General features: G+C 45.1%; 9 protein-coding genes. 4 read left to right on the forward strand and 5 right to left on the reverse strand.

Going from position 1 to position 14,664, the window contains the following annotated elements; translation table 11 throughout:
• Positions 1–307 precede the first annotated feature (307 nt).
• Both AC07NA_RS24530 and AC07NA_RS24535 read right to left on the reverse strand, forming a co-directional pair.
• The gene (locus AC07NA_RS24530; protein WP_345210732.1) at positions 308–1,198 is read right to left on the reverse strand and encodes a helix-turn-helix domain-containing protein; all 891 of its coding nucleotides are present in this window, start codon (positions 1,196–1,198) and stop codon (positions 308–310) included.
• A gap of 82 nt (positions 1,199–1,280) precedes the next feature.
• On the reverse strand, positions 1,281–2,099 hold the full coding sequence (locus tag AC07NA_RS24535) for an SDR family NAD(P)-dependent oxidoreductase (protein ID WP_494900546.1): 819 nt from the start codon (positions 2,097–2,099) through the stop codon (positions 1,281–1,283).
• Between the two features lie 301 nt (positions 2,100–2,400).
• Between AC07NA_RS24535 and AC07NA_RS24540 the strand changes: the two genes are divergently transcribed.
• The 3 genes from AC07NA_RS24540 (at position 2,401) to AC07NA_RS24550 (ending at position 7,582) form a co-directional block, all read left to right on the forward strand.
• The gene (locus tag AC07NA_RS24540; protein ID WP_494900548.1) at positions 2,401–4,098 is read left to right on the forward strand and encodes a GH39 family glycosyl hydrolase; all 1,698 of its coding nucleotides are present in this window, start codon (positions 2,401–2,403) and stop codon (positions 4,096–4,098) included.
• Positions 4,099–4,121: 23 nt separating this feature from the next.
• Complete coding sequence (locus AC07NA_RS24545; protein ID WP_494900550.1) at positions 4,122–4,967, forward strand: glycoside hydrolase family 16 protein; 846 nt, start codon at positions 4,122–4,124, stop codon at positions 4,965–4,967.
• 227 nt (positions 4,968–5,194) lie between these two features.
• Positions 5,195–7,582 carry a TonB-dependent siderophore receptor gene (locus AC07NA_RS24550; protein WP_494900552.1) on the forward strand — a complete coding sequence of 796 codons (2,388 nt, stop codon included), beginning with the start codon at positions 5,195–5,197 and terminating at the stop codon, positions 7,580–7,582.
• A gap of 115 nt (positions 7,583–7,697) precedes the next feature.
• On the opposite strand, the gene AC07NA_RS24555 is transcribed toward AC07NA_RS24550, so the two are convergent.
• From AC07NA_RS24555 to AC07NA_RS24565, 3 genes are all read right to left on the reverse strand, one after another.
• Positions 7,698–9,185, reverse strand: coding sequence for a RagB/SusD family nutrient uptake outer membrane protein (locus AC07NA_RS24555; protein ID WP_494900553.1), 1,488 nt, complete (start codon positions 9,183–9,185; stop codon positions 7,698–7,700).
• 16 nt (positions 9,186–9,201) lie between these two features.
• The gene (locus tag AC07NA_RS24560; protein WP_494900555.1) at positions 9,202–12,588 is read right to left on the reverse strand and encodes a TonB-dependent receptor; all 3,387 of its coding nucleotides are present in this window, start codon (positions 12,586–12,588) and stop codon (positions 9,202–9,204) included.
• A gap of 137 nt (positions 12,589–12,725) precedes the next feature.
• A complete protein-coding gene (locus AC07NA_RS24565; protein WP_494900557.1) occupies positions 12,726–13,880 on the reverse strand; it encodes a FecR family protein in 1,155 nt (384 codons plus the stop codon).
• A gap of 147 nt (positions 13,881–14,027) precedes the next feature.
• Between AC07NA_RS24565 and AC07NA_RS24570 the strand changes: the two genes are divergently transcribed.
• Positions 14,028–14,618 carry an RNA polymerase sigma factor gene (locus AC07NA_RS24570; RefSeq protein WP_494900559.1) on the forward strand — a complete coding sequence of 197 codons (591 nt, stop codon included), beginning with the start codon at positions 14,028–14,030 and terminating at the stop codon, positions 14,616–14,618.
• Positions 14,619–14,664: the final 46 nt, after the last annotated feature.

Raw genomic sequence — 14,664 nt, forward strand, 5'->3', positions numbered from 1 at the left:
CATTTCAACAATAGTAATTAGCCTTAAAAGATATTAATAAGACCAAAGGCAGGGCAAAGGCCCCGTGCGGCAAAGAAGCCTTTTGCTGGACTTGCGTTTTTGCTACTTTTGGGGCACAGCCAAAAGTAGTAGCCCCTGCGGCAATGAGCAGACGAACGTTGATTACAGCACAAGCTTAGCCTACGTAGGGATTGCTTCGTTCCTCGCAATGACGCGATTTATACAGAAAGCTAAAACGCGACGGGATTGCTTCGTGCCTTGTAGCGATGACGATAGCGTTTAACACGAGCTTCTAAAACTATAAAAATCAGTTCAACTGCTGCTTCTTAAACTGCACAGGACTCACACCTACTTCCTGTTTAAACAGCCGCGAGAAGTACGACATATTTTCAAAACCAAGGTAATAAGCTATTTCCGCTACAGATTGATCGGCACTTCTTAGCAAGTTCTTGGCTTCGGAGATCAGGAAGATATGGATAAGCTCGATTGCTGTTTTGCCGGTTTCCTGCTTAAGTAAATCACTCAAATATCGCGGCGAAATGTTTAATTGATCGGCCATCATATTTACCGAGGGCAGGCCTTTAAGCTGTAATTGATCTTGCTTAAAGTATTTAGTAAGCACATCATTAAACCGCGATACAGTTTTGCCCGAAAGATCGGTACGGTTAATAAACTGCCTTTTGTAAAAGCGCTGCGCGTATTTAAGCATGGTGCCAATGTTGGTCAGCATCAGTTCGCGACTAAACTCGTCCTGGTTGTTTTCGTATTCGGTTTGCAGCGCGTTGTATATGCCCCAAACTATCTGTTCCTCTTTTGGCGACAGGTGCAGCGCCTCATTGGTTTCGTAATCAAAATAATGGTAATCCTTTATTTCGTTATGCAGCGTATGCCCGTTCAAAAAGTCTTCGTGAAAAAAGATCAGGAAGCCGTTCTCTTCAAAATGCAAGTCCTTCATCTCAATAACCTGGCGCGGTTTCACAAACAGCATGTAACCACTTTCGTGGTCGTACTTGGTACGGCCATATTTAATAATGCCCGATTTAAGCTTTTTAAAACCCACCATATAAAAATCGGTGGTAAACTCACGGTCGCCCAGCGAACAGGTATTGTTACAATGATACAGGCTGATCAGCGGGTGCTCCGGCGGCGTAAAACCGTTCTCACGGTGCAGCTCTATCAAACTTTTATAATGCTTCATCTGCTTAAAATTAAAATACATCGCACTCCTGCTAATGTAGGCAGGAATGCGATGCGAATTATTGTACTATTGTAATATTTACTTAGTGACCGTGGGCCGCGGCTGATACCTCTTTCCACTCATCCCACGATGCCAAACGGCTTTCATAAAGCGCCTTAACAGCCGGGTAAGCTATTTTACCCAATAGTAAACGCAATGGAGGATTAGGGCTGTCAACAATTTTCAGCACAGGCGCAATAGTAGCCTCGGGTTTACCCCAGGTATCTGGCGTAGCGCCTTCCATAAAGGCCTTTTTAATTGGCGCGTAAGTTTCGGTAGCCTCTGTTTGAAAAGCTGACGCACCCGACCAATCAGTTGAAAATCCGTTAGGCTCAATAAGCGTAATGTTGATCCCGAAATCTTTCACTTCTTGTGATAATGTTTCGCTCAAACCTTCTACCGCGAATTTTGAGGCGTTGTACAAGCCAAGCACCGGCAGTGTAGCCAAACCTAAAAAGCTTGATACCTGTATAATGTGACCGCTTTTTTGCGCACGCATAATTGGCAGCACCGCCTGCGTTAACCAAAGTAACCCGAAAAAGTTAGTTTCCATTTGGGCACGGGCCTGCTCCTCTGTTGTTTCTTCAATAGCTCCGAAAAGGCCATAACCCGCGTTGTTAATAAGCACATCTATGCGGCCAAAATGTTCGTTTACTTTGTTCACCGCGGCAAAGCCGGCTTCACGGTCGTTAACATCTAATTGAATAGGCAATACGGCATCGCCGTATTTTTCAACCAGGTCGTTCAGCGTATCTAAATTTCTGGCAGTGGCAGCTACTTTATCGCCGCGTTGTAATAAGGCCTCAGCCCATAGTTTACCGAAACCTCTGGAAGCACCGGTAATTAAAATTATTTTTGACATTTTTTTTGTGTTTTAATTTACATCACAAAATTATATCGCGGCGGGCTGCATAATTTATACAAAAGTGGGTATTACTGACACAAATTCACGTGAGCTATGCTATTCCGTCTACTCATTATCAATAGGATAACATCGTCATACTTTCTTTACACAATATATTAACCGGGGCTATTGCAGGGCGTTATTTAATTGTTATTTTTACAATTATAAACTTTCTAAGCGACCGTCATTTATCCGTTTTAAAAAGCAGATCAATAGCGGCTTAACATTCATCAGGGTATTTATTATTAATAGTATTACTATGCAGTTTTTGAAAGCGATTTCATTATCCATTGTGTTTGCATTGTTGTTCAGCTGCGCGCATGCACAGTCGGGCAGTGCACAACCGGCTACTATATCAGTCGACCTGAACAGTAAAACAGGTACCATGTACCCGTTTTGGGCATGGTTTGGGCATGATGAGCCTAATTACACCTACATGAAAGATGGCCGGAAACTGCTAACCGAACTATCAAAGCTTAGCCCTACCCCGGTGTATATGCGGGTGCATAACCTGCTCACCAGCGGAGATGGCAAAGCTGCGCTGAAATGGGGATCAACCAACGCTTATACCGAAGATGCCAATGGCAAGCCCATATACAACTGGCATATTGTGGATAGCATTTTTGATGCTTACATACAACGGGGCATGAAACCGTACGCGCAAATTGGATTTATGCCCGAGGCGCTGTCAACCCACCCTACCCCATACCGCCATTACTGGAAACCCGGCGACAACTATAACGATGTGTATACCGGCTGGACGTATCCGCCAAAAGATTATAATAAATGGGAAGAACTGGTTTACCAATGGGTGAAACACTCGGTGAGCCGTTATGGCAAAAAAGAGGTGGAAAGTTGGTATTGGGAAGTATGGAACGAGCCTAACATTGGCTACTGGAAAGGCACCATGCAGGAGTTTTTTAAACTGTATGATTATGCCGCCCATGGACTAAAACGCGCCTTGCCCACCGCCCGTATTGGCGGTCCCGAAATTGCAGGGGGCTCAAGTCCGGGCGGGATGAAGTTTTTGCGGGCATTTATTAAACATTGTATTGCAGATACCAATTACGCTACCGGCAAAGTGGGCACACCGCTGGAAGTAATATCATTTCATGCCAAGGGGCAGCCCCGTTTAAAAGACGCGCACGTGCGCATGAACATGGGCACGCAGCTGAAAGACATTGCCGAAGGCTTTAAAATTGTGGCTTCATACCCGCAAACTAAAAACCTGCCAATAGTAATTGGCGAATCGGACCCGGAAGGTTGCGCGGCCTGCGGTATGTTTACCAACCCCGAGAATGCTTACCGCAACGGCACCATGTATTCGAGCTATACAGCGGCATCCTTCGCACGTAAATATTTACTGGCTGATTCGTTGCAGGTCAATTTATTGGGAGCGGTATCATGGTCGTTCGAGTTTGAAGACCAGCCCTGGTTTTTCGGGTTCCGCGATTTGGCTACCAATGGTGTGGATAAACCAGTGCTCAACGTTTTCCGGATGCTGGGCATGATGACCGGCGACCGTATAAAGGCAGAAAGCAAACGCATGTACAGCGTAAACCAAATTATTGATTCGGGTGTGCGGGCTGTTAATACCGACATCGGGGCGTTAGCATCTAAAGACAAGAATTCGGCAGGTATAATGGTTTGGAACTACCACGACGATGATATACAAACGGATGGCGAACCTATAGAAATTACAGTAAAAGGCCTCCCCCAAAAAACGATAAAAATCACCCAGTACAGGATAGATCAAACACACAGCAACTCCTACGAAGCATGGAAAAAGATGGGGTCGCCCAAAGAACCATCTGCTGCCCAAATTATTGAATTGGAAAAGGCAGGTCAGTTACAAACCATCGGCGAAGTTGAAAACAGGAAAGCAACTAATGGCAACTTAGCTATCAAAATCACACTGCCACGGCAAGGCGTATCCTTAATAAAATTAAGCTGGTAAATCTGTTTTATATTATTACCAAAATGAAAACACCGACCTTTCTCATCTGCATACTGCTTACCCTTTACGTAGGATCAGCTCATGCACAAGCCGCTAAAGATACCTTTGCCCGCGATGGCTATAAACTGATATGGGCAGATGAATTTAACAAAACCGGCGCGCCCGACAGCGCCAACTGGCAATTTGAAAATGGCTTTGTACGCAATAACGAAACGCAATGGTACCAACCACAAAACGCTTTCTGTAAAAATGGCCTATTGGTTATAGAAGCCCGAAAAGAGAGCCGACCTAACCCCGATTATGTACCCAACAGCACCAACTGGAAAACCAACCGGCAGCTGATCACTTATACATCGGCCAGTTTAAATACTAATGGCAAGCACCATTGGCAATATGGCCGGTTTGTGATGCGCGCCAAAATAGAAACCGATGCAGGCTTGTGGCCCGCCTTTTGGACGCTGGGTATTGATAAGCCCTGGCCATCAAACGGCGAGATAGACATTATGGAATATTACCGCGATATGCTGCTGGCCAATATTGCCTGCGGCACCGGTACCCAATGGAAAGCGAAGTGGTATAGCAACAGCAAACCGCTTGAAAGCTTCGGCCCTAACTGGAACAAGAAATTCCATATTTGGCGTATGGACTGGGATGAAACCGCGATCAGTTTGTATGTTGACGATCAGCTATTAAACCGTGTACAACTCAAAGACCTTGTAAATACCGATGGAAGCAACTTTAACCCTTTCAAGCAGCCGCATTACATACTACTAAACCTCGCCATCGGCGGCGATAATGGCGGTGATCCGTCGGATACCACCTTCCCGCGGCGATATGAAATAGATTATGTGAGGGTTTATCAGAAGTAATTGTTCCTACGCTAACAGCACATGTTTTGCAAGAAATCAAGCATTTTCAGCTAAACACGAATTCACTCATACAACCTAAGGCTATATCAGCAAGTGCTTGCTTCTATAAAAAAGCCGCAAAACAATCCCATTTCATACATTTCACTATTTATACTAAATCTAAATAAAGTTTGGTGAGGATGTTTTTTTCGTGTTTCTTTGCATTATTTAGAATAATTCAAAATTGCATGAAAAAACTCCTTACTCTTATTATTTGCATCGTACTCGGCTATAGCACCTTTGCCCAACAGCAAAATGGTACTGTTAGTGGCGAGGTAACCACCCGCGAAGGTAGCGCGGCCCCTTATGTAACCGTTGGTGTAAAAGGCTCTGCCGATGGTACACTAACTAACGACAAAGGCCACTTCCGCTTAACAAGGTTAAAACCGGGTACTTACATTATTAGTGTAAGCGCGGTAAACCTAACGCCGCAAGAGCAGCAGGTTACTGTTACCGCAGGTAAAAACACCGAACTTAATTTCATTCTGGATATCAATACCTCGCAATTACAGGAAGTAATAGTTAACTCGCACAGCAACCGCATCAAAATGGATAACCCATCGCAATCATTACGCTTGCAGGAGCCATTGATAGAGATACCGCAAAACATACAGGTAGTATCTACCCAGGCGCTTAAAGAGCAGCAGATCATCAGCTTAAGCGATGGTCTTATCCGTAACGTGAGCGGCGCCGTACGTTTAGAGCACTGGGGCGATCTGTATACCAACATCAATATGCGCGGTTCGCAAATCCAGGCTTTCCGTAATGGCTTTAACGTAGTGAGCTCTTTTTGGGGACCACTTACCGAAGATATGAGCTTTGTTGACCATATCGAGTTTGTGAAAGGTCCATCGGGTTTCATGCTTTCAAATGGCGACCCGAGCGGTTTATACAATGTGGTTACCAAAAAACCTACAGGCGAAACTAAAGGTGAGGTTAGTTTTACAACAGGCAGCTTTAACCTTTACCGCGCTACTGCAGATCTTGATGGCAAGCTGAGCAAGAATGGTAAATTACTATATCGCTTAAATCTGGCAGCACAAAAAAAGAAATCTTTCCGTGCCAACGAGTTTAACGATCGTTACAGCGTTGCCCCGGTGCTATCATACCAGGTTGATGATAAAACCAAAATTACCGCCGAATACATTTATCAACGCGCCAATACTTCTGACGTTGGTTCATACTATGTGTTCAGCCCTAAAGGTTATGCTGCCTTACCGCGCAATTTTTCTCCCCTCCCTCCTGATTTACCCACTACTAAAATTAACGATCATAGCTTTACCCTTAATATGCAAAACCAGTTAAGCAGCAACTGGAAACTTACAACACAAGCTGCTTATTATAACTACCATCAGGATGGTACCTCAATGTGGGCCGATACTGTTGCACCTGATGGCCGGTATATACGCAATGCCGGTATATGGGAGGCTAAAAGCACCATGAAATTGGGTCAGATATTTGTTAACGGTAAGGTTACTACCGGTTTTATTACACACAAAATTTTGGCAGGTGTTGATGCTGCAAATAAAAAATACGCTGCCGACTATGCCCAAACTTTCGCTTTAGATACTGAGGATCAAATGTTCGATCCGCAAAACCCTAACAATGGTATACCATCAAACGGTTACCCGGTATATGATCGCAGTCAGGATCTAAACACCAGGGCCGCGGCTGGTTTTGGTATTATTGATTCGAAATATTCAAGTTTATATATACAGGATGAACTTGGCTTTTTGGATAATAAACTACGCCTTACACTTGCAGGCCGTTATACCTATGTTAAACAAGCCAGCTTTGGCTCAGAAGATGAGGCCAAACATTTTACCCCGCGTGTGGGCCTAAGCTATTCTATTAACGAGCAAACATCTGTTTACGGTTTGTACGATCAGGCATTTGTGCCTCAATCCGGCAAGTTAAGAACCGGTACCGTAAAACCGTTAACCGGTAGCAATATTGAGTTTGGTGTTAAGAAAGATTGGGCCGATGGTAAATGGAATACTACCGTATCGGTTTATAGCATCACCAAAAATAACGAACTTACCAGCGACCCTACCGCGGGCCCTAACGAAGGCCTGAGCATTGTTTTCGGTAAAAAAAGAGCAAAAGGTATAGAGTTTGACCTTCGCGGCGAATTATTGCCGGGCTTAGATCTTACCGCTAACTACGCCCTAACCGATTCAAGAATAATTGAAGTGGCACCGGGTGTAACAGAAAGCACCGGCATGAAAAAAGGCGATATCGTACCTGCTTATGCAAAACATGTTGCCAATGCATGGTTAACCTATAAACTGCGTAACGGTGTATTAAAAAATTCAGGAATCGCGGGTGGTTTTACTTATTATGGTGATCGTCATACTAATGATACTTTCATTGCAGGTCAGCAAAAATTGCCTACGTACTTTAAACTTGATGGTGGTTTATTTTGGGATAATGGCAAGATCAGGGTAGCAGGTAATGTTTTCAACATTTTGGATAAATACCTTTACAGCGGTTCGTACTATACCTACCTATCATCATACTACTATCAGGCAGAAGCCCCAAGAAACTTCCGCTTATCAGTTAATTACAGATTTTAGTACTTAGATATTAATACCAAAACAGCCCCGGCCTTACAAGGTTCGGGGCTGTTTTATTTATACGCGAATGGTATCTTGTTAGTCACGCAACCATCTGCATCAATTATACATGGTTTTAATATCCGTCGTTTTGTTTCAGTTCGGGTACATTACGGTCTATTTCCACTTGTGGCAATGGCCAAAAATCAAAGTTATCCTTGTAAATGGTTTTGATGGTTGGTGTTAAAGGGTTTTGCACAAAGCCATTAAGCTTTTGCTTAGCCAAACCCCAGCGGCGCAGGTCAAAATAACGCTGACCTTCCAGGGCAAATTCCACACGACGCTCATGCATTATGCGTTCGCGCATTTGCTGTTGCGACAAGCCGGCAGGTAAGGCCGGCATATTTACATCGGGCCTTGCGCGTACTTCGTTCACCTGCTGATAAACACTCGCATCAGGCCCAACGGCTTCGTTCTGTGCTTCGGCATACATCAGCTTAATATCCGCGTAGCGCAGCCAAACATAATCCTGATCATCCTGCATACCGGGCTGCGGGTTAACATTTTTAGGGTCGAGCCATTTCTTAGCCGGATAGAAACCCTGAGTCCAATTGTTTACACCGGGAGTGCCCACTGTATTCGGATATGGCCATCCATCCTGCGCAGGGGTATCGCCGGGGAAAAAGAAGGTCATCTTTTTGCGCGGATCGTTCGCCTCGTATTCGTTTACCATATCCTGCGTACCCTGCAAATCTTTATAACCATTGCCTATAATAGCTATAGTTATCGGGAAAGAATGCGCCGCGGCAGGCAGTTTAAACTGAATGGAGAACATGATCTCGGGACTGGTAGTTTGATCGGGCTTATAAAAATTGGCCGAATAAGTACTGTTTAACGAGAAAAGGCCCTTATCAATAATAGCCTTAGCTAATGCTGCCGCTTCGGCATACTTTTTCTCGAACAATAAAGCCCGCACCTTAATACCCTGCGCCGACGCCCTTACCGCGTGGCCGGTGTTGAACTTGGTATCGGGCAAGGCGGCAATAGCTTTATCCAGATCATCCTGTACCAGCTTTAACACATCGGCACGCGGCGATTTGGTTACATGCTGCTTAAAGTCGATAGTAGCCGGATCGGCTGTTATGATGGGCACATTGCCATAAGTTTGCGCCAGCATAAAGTAATAAAACGCGCGTAAAAAGTAGGCTTCGCCTTTATATTGAGCGAGTTTTTCCCCGGTCAGCACCTTATCTACATTAACTAAAAATGAGTTGGCGGCGGCGATGCCTATGTACGAGGTAAGGTACAGGCTCTGGTCACTTGAGGTTGGAAATCCGCCGATGGTAGATGTTAAACCCGCTATTAATGATTGCTGCGCGCTGCCCTGGTTATTTTGACTGTAGGAGTTATCGCTAAAATTATCGTACCACATTGGCGCGTAAGCGGTTATTTGTCCGTTTTGGGCGTAAAGGGTGGTATATAAGCCGGTAAGGGCAAAATCGGCATCGGCAGGTGTTTGCCAAAAAATGCTTGTGGGCAGCTTTGAGGGCGGCAATACATCTAATTTTTTGCACGATGTTAAGGCAACCAGCGCTACTAAAAATATTTTTATGCTTGTTTTCATTTTCTTTTAGTTTGAATTAGAATTGAACAGATGCGCCAAAAGTGAAAGTGCGGTTTTGCGGGTAGTTAGCAAAGCCATACCAGGCATCGGGCTTATTGTTTATATCCTGCCGCTCAGGGTCGGTACCTTGTTTAAGCGGGGTGAATAACAAGAGGTTATCAACCGAACTAAACACCCGCACGGCTTTAACACCTTTTATAGTACCTGCCGGGAAGGTATAACCAACCTGCAAATTTTTGATGCGCATAAAACTGGCATTATACAAATGGTAGGTTGATTGCGTGTTGGTAATTTTTGGATAGCCATAAAAACCCATATATATTTTAGGCATAGTGGCCGATGGATTTTCGGGCGTCCACCTGTTCAGCCAATCGGTAGTGGGCATGGCACCCTGCGCAAACGGATCTACACCCCACTTATACAGGTACAGTTTATTACCGTACGAGCCATACAGCTGCATACTGGCATCAAAATTACCCCAGGTAGCCCCCATGGTGTAAGAGTACTCGAACTTAGGGTACTGGCCTTCAACAATACTGCGGTCGTTAGCGTTTACTACGCCATCGCCGTTAACATCCTTATACCTGATATCGCCCGGAGTTGGCGCGCCACCCAGCGATGACTGATCGGGAGCGGAATCAATTTCGGCCTGGTTTTGAAAAATACCCTCCATGGTTTGCAGGTAGAACGAGTTGATAGGATAGCCGTTACGCATAATGGTTTGCCCATCGGGCCCGCCAACCTCATCGGCACCGAATGATACCAGTTTATTACGGTATGCCTGCACATTCAGCTGCGCGTAATAGCTGAATTTGGCGGTCGGCTTATCCTGCCAGCGCAGGCTAAACTCTAAACCCTTATTACTTACCGCGCCATTATTTACTATAGGGGCGGCAACACCCAGGGCCTGCGGCACTTGTGAACGCCGCAGAATATCGTAGGTGTATTTGTTAAACCAATCAAAAGTAAAGTTCAGTTTATTATTGAGGGCGGTAAAGTCTACACCAATATCCGTCATACGGGTGGTTTCCCAGGTAAGGTTAGGGTCAACCAGCGCGCCGGGTGTAAAGCCTGTTGCTATATTGCCCGCGAAGGCGTAGTTACCCTGGTTGTTAAAAGATTGGTAAGGATATGGCGAGCTGGCACCATCAATAGAGATATTGATATTTTGGTTACCCAGGCGGCCCCATGATCCGCGTAATTTAAGGTCGTTGATCCAGCTTACATCTTTTAAAAAGTTCTCTTTTGAAACGCGCCATCCTGCCGAAACCGACTGATACAAACCCCAACGGTTGCTGCTTGGCAGGCGCGATGTACCATCATACCGTAAGCTGGCGCCTAACAGGTATTTATCATCAAAAGCATAATTGGCACTGCCGTAGTATGAGCGTATTACCCACAGGGCGCTTGTGCCCGAGTTGGTTTGGCCATCGGTTGAGCCGGCATTAAGTTCTTGCAGTAAATTGGTTGGGTAGCCTCTGCGGTAAGCATTCACAAAATCGCTGTTATCAACCTCCTGCTGCGCGCCACCCAATACGGTGATATCGTGCTTGCCAAAAACCTTATGGTAATTTAACTGGCTATAAATGGTGGAGTGTGTAGCCTCATTCTGGTTAACATACATGCCGGGGTCGCCAACATCGCCATTGCGGGCAAACGACAGGTCGCTGTAAAAATATATAGGTATTACCGGCCTGAAGGTTTTGCTTTTATCGAGCTGAAAGCTCATACCGGCGCGGTTCTCCCATTTTAAGCCATCTAATATATCTACATCTAACGAAATGTTGCCCTGGCCGTAATAATTGGGATTGTGCGTACGTATGGTTGACGTTAATACCGGGTTCTTGTTACCCAGTTCCCTGTCGTAAGCCTTGTTGATCCACAAACCATCGGCTGTGCGGGCAGGGTAAAGCGGCGATTGTGAAAGTGTTGAAATATAAAGGTCGGTACTGTTCACGTACGGATAATACCTGTCGCCGTAACGCACCTGTATATTGGTACCCAGTGTAATACGCTTATGTACTTTGGAGCTTAAACCCAAGTCAACAGTATACTTTTTATAATCAAAACCCAGCATACTGCCCGGCTGGTTAACATAGCCTAAACCCAGGCTATAGGTAGTTTTATCGCTGCCACCGCTTAGGTTTAAATAGTGATTTTGTACTACGGCTGTTTTAAACATATCGTTCAGCCAATCGTGGTTAGGGTATTTTACCCTGTCGGTAGCATTACGGTAAAGCTCTATCTGGCTATCTTCATATACTTTGGCATTGCCCGAGTTTACCATGGCCTCGTTCAGCAATTCCATATAAGTGGCCGAGTTGGTAATGAGTTTTGGCAAACGGGTGGCCGAAGCAAAACCTACGCTGTAATTATAAGTAAGCGCAAAGCTGCCTGCCTTACCCTTTTTGGTTTTTATAACCAGCACACCATTTGCACCCCGCGAGCCATATATAGCAGCGGCGGCAGCATCTTTAAGTACCGTGGCCGACTCGATATCGTTAGGGTTAATAACTGCCAGGCTGCCCGGTAAACCATCAACAATTACCAGCGGATTATTGCCTGCATCGCTAAAGGTACCTATACCGCGTATGCGTAATTGCACGTTCTCGTTACCCGGTTCGCCGGAGTTTTGAATTACCGATACGCCGGGCAACTGGCCCTGTAATAGCGAGGTAGCATCAGTAGCCACACGTTTTGTAAGCTCCTCGCCTTTTACACTTACAATGGCGCTGGTTAGGGTATGCTTGCTTTGTGTGCTGTAACCGGTAACCACTACCTCGGTAAGCGCCTGCTTATCTTCTAAAAGGGTTACGTTAACTACCGTTTTGCCATCAATAGCGATCTCCTGTTTGGCATAACCCACAAAGCTGAACACCAGCACACCCGCGCCATCGGGCACGTTAAGGCTGAAAGATCCGTCGGCAAGGGTGGTAGTACCCGTGGTAGTGCCTTTAAGCGTAATATTTACGCCCGGCATAGGCTGGCCCTTATCATCCACCACCTTACCTTTTACCGTTACCGCAACTTGCTGGGCAACGGGTTTATATTTTATGGTGATCGTTTTTTTGTTGAGCACGTAGGTAAAAGGCTGCTCGGTAAAAATTTCTTCGAGAGCCTCTTTAATACTCACGTTTTTTAGTGACAACGATACAGGCCCGGCCATTTTTATGAGCTGCGCGCTGTACAAAAAATCGTACCCGCTTTGCTGCTGCAGCGTAAAAAGCACGTCTTCAAGCGGCGCTTTCTTTACGTCGAGGTTTATTTTTTGCGCGTACGAGGCGGCACTGACCTGGAGTATAGTTACCATGATCAGTATGCAGGTTAACTTCATAATACGGATAAATTTGATCCAGGCATGGTTATGCCACCTGAACGCAGGTTCAGTAAATATTTTATACATTTGAATGTTAGGTTTAATTTACAATTGGGTTCTCACAAAAAAATTCAATGTAGGTTACCTTACTCAGCCTCGGCTGAAAATCAGGGGCGGTGCAACGCTCCTGATTTGTTTTACAGATAACCGTTAAGTGCGTATCATCACGTCATAACAATTATCCTCCTTCCTTCAATTTTAAAGTGAATTAATCCGGTTAGTTCAAGGCCGTTCAACAACTCAATGATGTCTTTATTTTTTGAGTAGGTACCGCCAAAGGTTTTACCCTCCATGTTGCCGTGAAACTCCACCTCTACATCGTACCAGCGGCTCACCTGCTTCATTATATCTTTTATATTATCATTCCGGAAAACGAAATAGCCCAGTTTCCAGGCTATTACCTGGTTAATATTCACTTTCTTTTTACTAATGCCGTCTATACCCGCCGTTCCCTGTTCGCCCGGTATCAGCAACGCAGGTTCGCCCGCGCCGGTTAAGCGTACCGAGCCTTCCAGCAATGTGGTTTTCATATCACTCTCATAAGCGTTTACATTAAAATGCGTACCAAGTACATTTACATCGGCCTTATCGGTATGTACAATAAAGGGGTGCTTTTTATCTTTTGCAACTTCAAAATAGGCCTCACCCTTTAACGTTACTTTGCGCAAGGCACCGGTGAATGCCACCGGGTAGGTTAATGACGATTCGGAGTTGAGCCAAACATTGGTACCATCGGGTAATGTAACGGTATATTGCCCGCCGCGCGGGATGCTTATGGTATTTAAAGCATTAGGGTCAACCTGCGTATTTGCTTCGCCGGTCGAATAAGTTAACTGCCCGTTCTTTAATTTTTTAATAGATGTACCGCCTGCCTTCGCCACTAAACCGTTGGCTGTTTTATCGAGTATAATAGTGCGGCCATTGGCCAGGGTAAGTACCGCGGTATTGGTACCCGGTTTAATAGGTTTAAGGGCCGGTTTTGCTATGTTATTGGCAACCTGTTGCGCCTGCCGACTATTCTTTCTAACGATACCCAAACCTGCTGCCAGCAATACAACCGCCGCCGCTGCCCACCACCATTTTAGCTTAACCACACGTGCCGGTTTAACATCTGTCTTGTTTGGGTCGCTACCCGCGGTTTCAACTATGCGGTTATAAATGCGGCCTCGTGTTTCCTTATCGGCAGCTGATGGACGCGTTTCGGTTTCGTGCCGCATTTTAAACTTGTCCTGGTGCTGCATCAGGGCCTCTTCCTCTTGCGGCGTGCATTGGCCGGCAAGATATTTTTCATACAGTAATATGTATTGTTCGGGTGTCATAAAATAGGTTTTGGGGAGGCTTTAACTATAAAGTGTAGTATAATTACTCCCAACACACATATTTTTAAATATTTTTTTTCTGCTGAAACTATATGTACATTAGGCCATTGTTTTTGATAAACGTCCCTATTTTTATCAACCAATTATATGACCAATCATCTTACTGATAATGAATTATGGGAAGCCGTAATGGCCGATAATTCCAGGGCCTTTGTGGTGCTGTACAATAGGTATTGGAAAAAACTATATAAAACCACCGCGTACTATTTAAAAGACGAAGCTGCCGCCGAAGAAATAACCCATGATGTTTTTGTGGCCCTTTGGGAAAAGCGCGCCACCCGCCAAATAGATAACTTTGAAAAATATATACAGGCTACGGCCCGTTACCAGGTATACAAACATTTAAAGGCCGCCAAAATAAGAGTGGTTGAATATTTAGAGCAGTTTACCGAAACCGAAAACCTGACTACCTATAACACCGCCGACAATAAACTGGGCTATGAAGACCTGGAAACCGAACTGGCCCAGGTACTGAAAGAACTGCCGCGCCGCTGCCAGGAAATTTTTTGGCTAAGCCGGGTAAATAACCTCAGTAACCAGGAAATAGCCGAAAAGCTGAACATATCAAAACGCACGGTTGAAAACCAAATCACCTCGGCATTACGATTTTTGAGGGTATCGTATCCGCAACTGAGCGTACTCATTGTTATCGGGTATTTTACGCAGCATGGGTTTTAAGTAAAATTGGCATCCTATCGAGACTTTGTTGCAGTACAGATAAACA

Source organism: Mucilaginibacter sp. GW821-FHT07G05 (genome assembly GCF_059418565.1).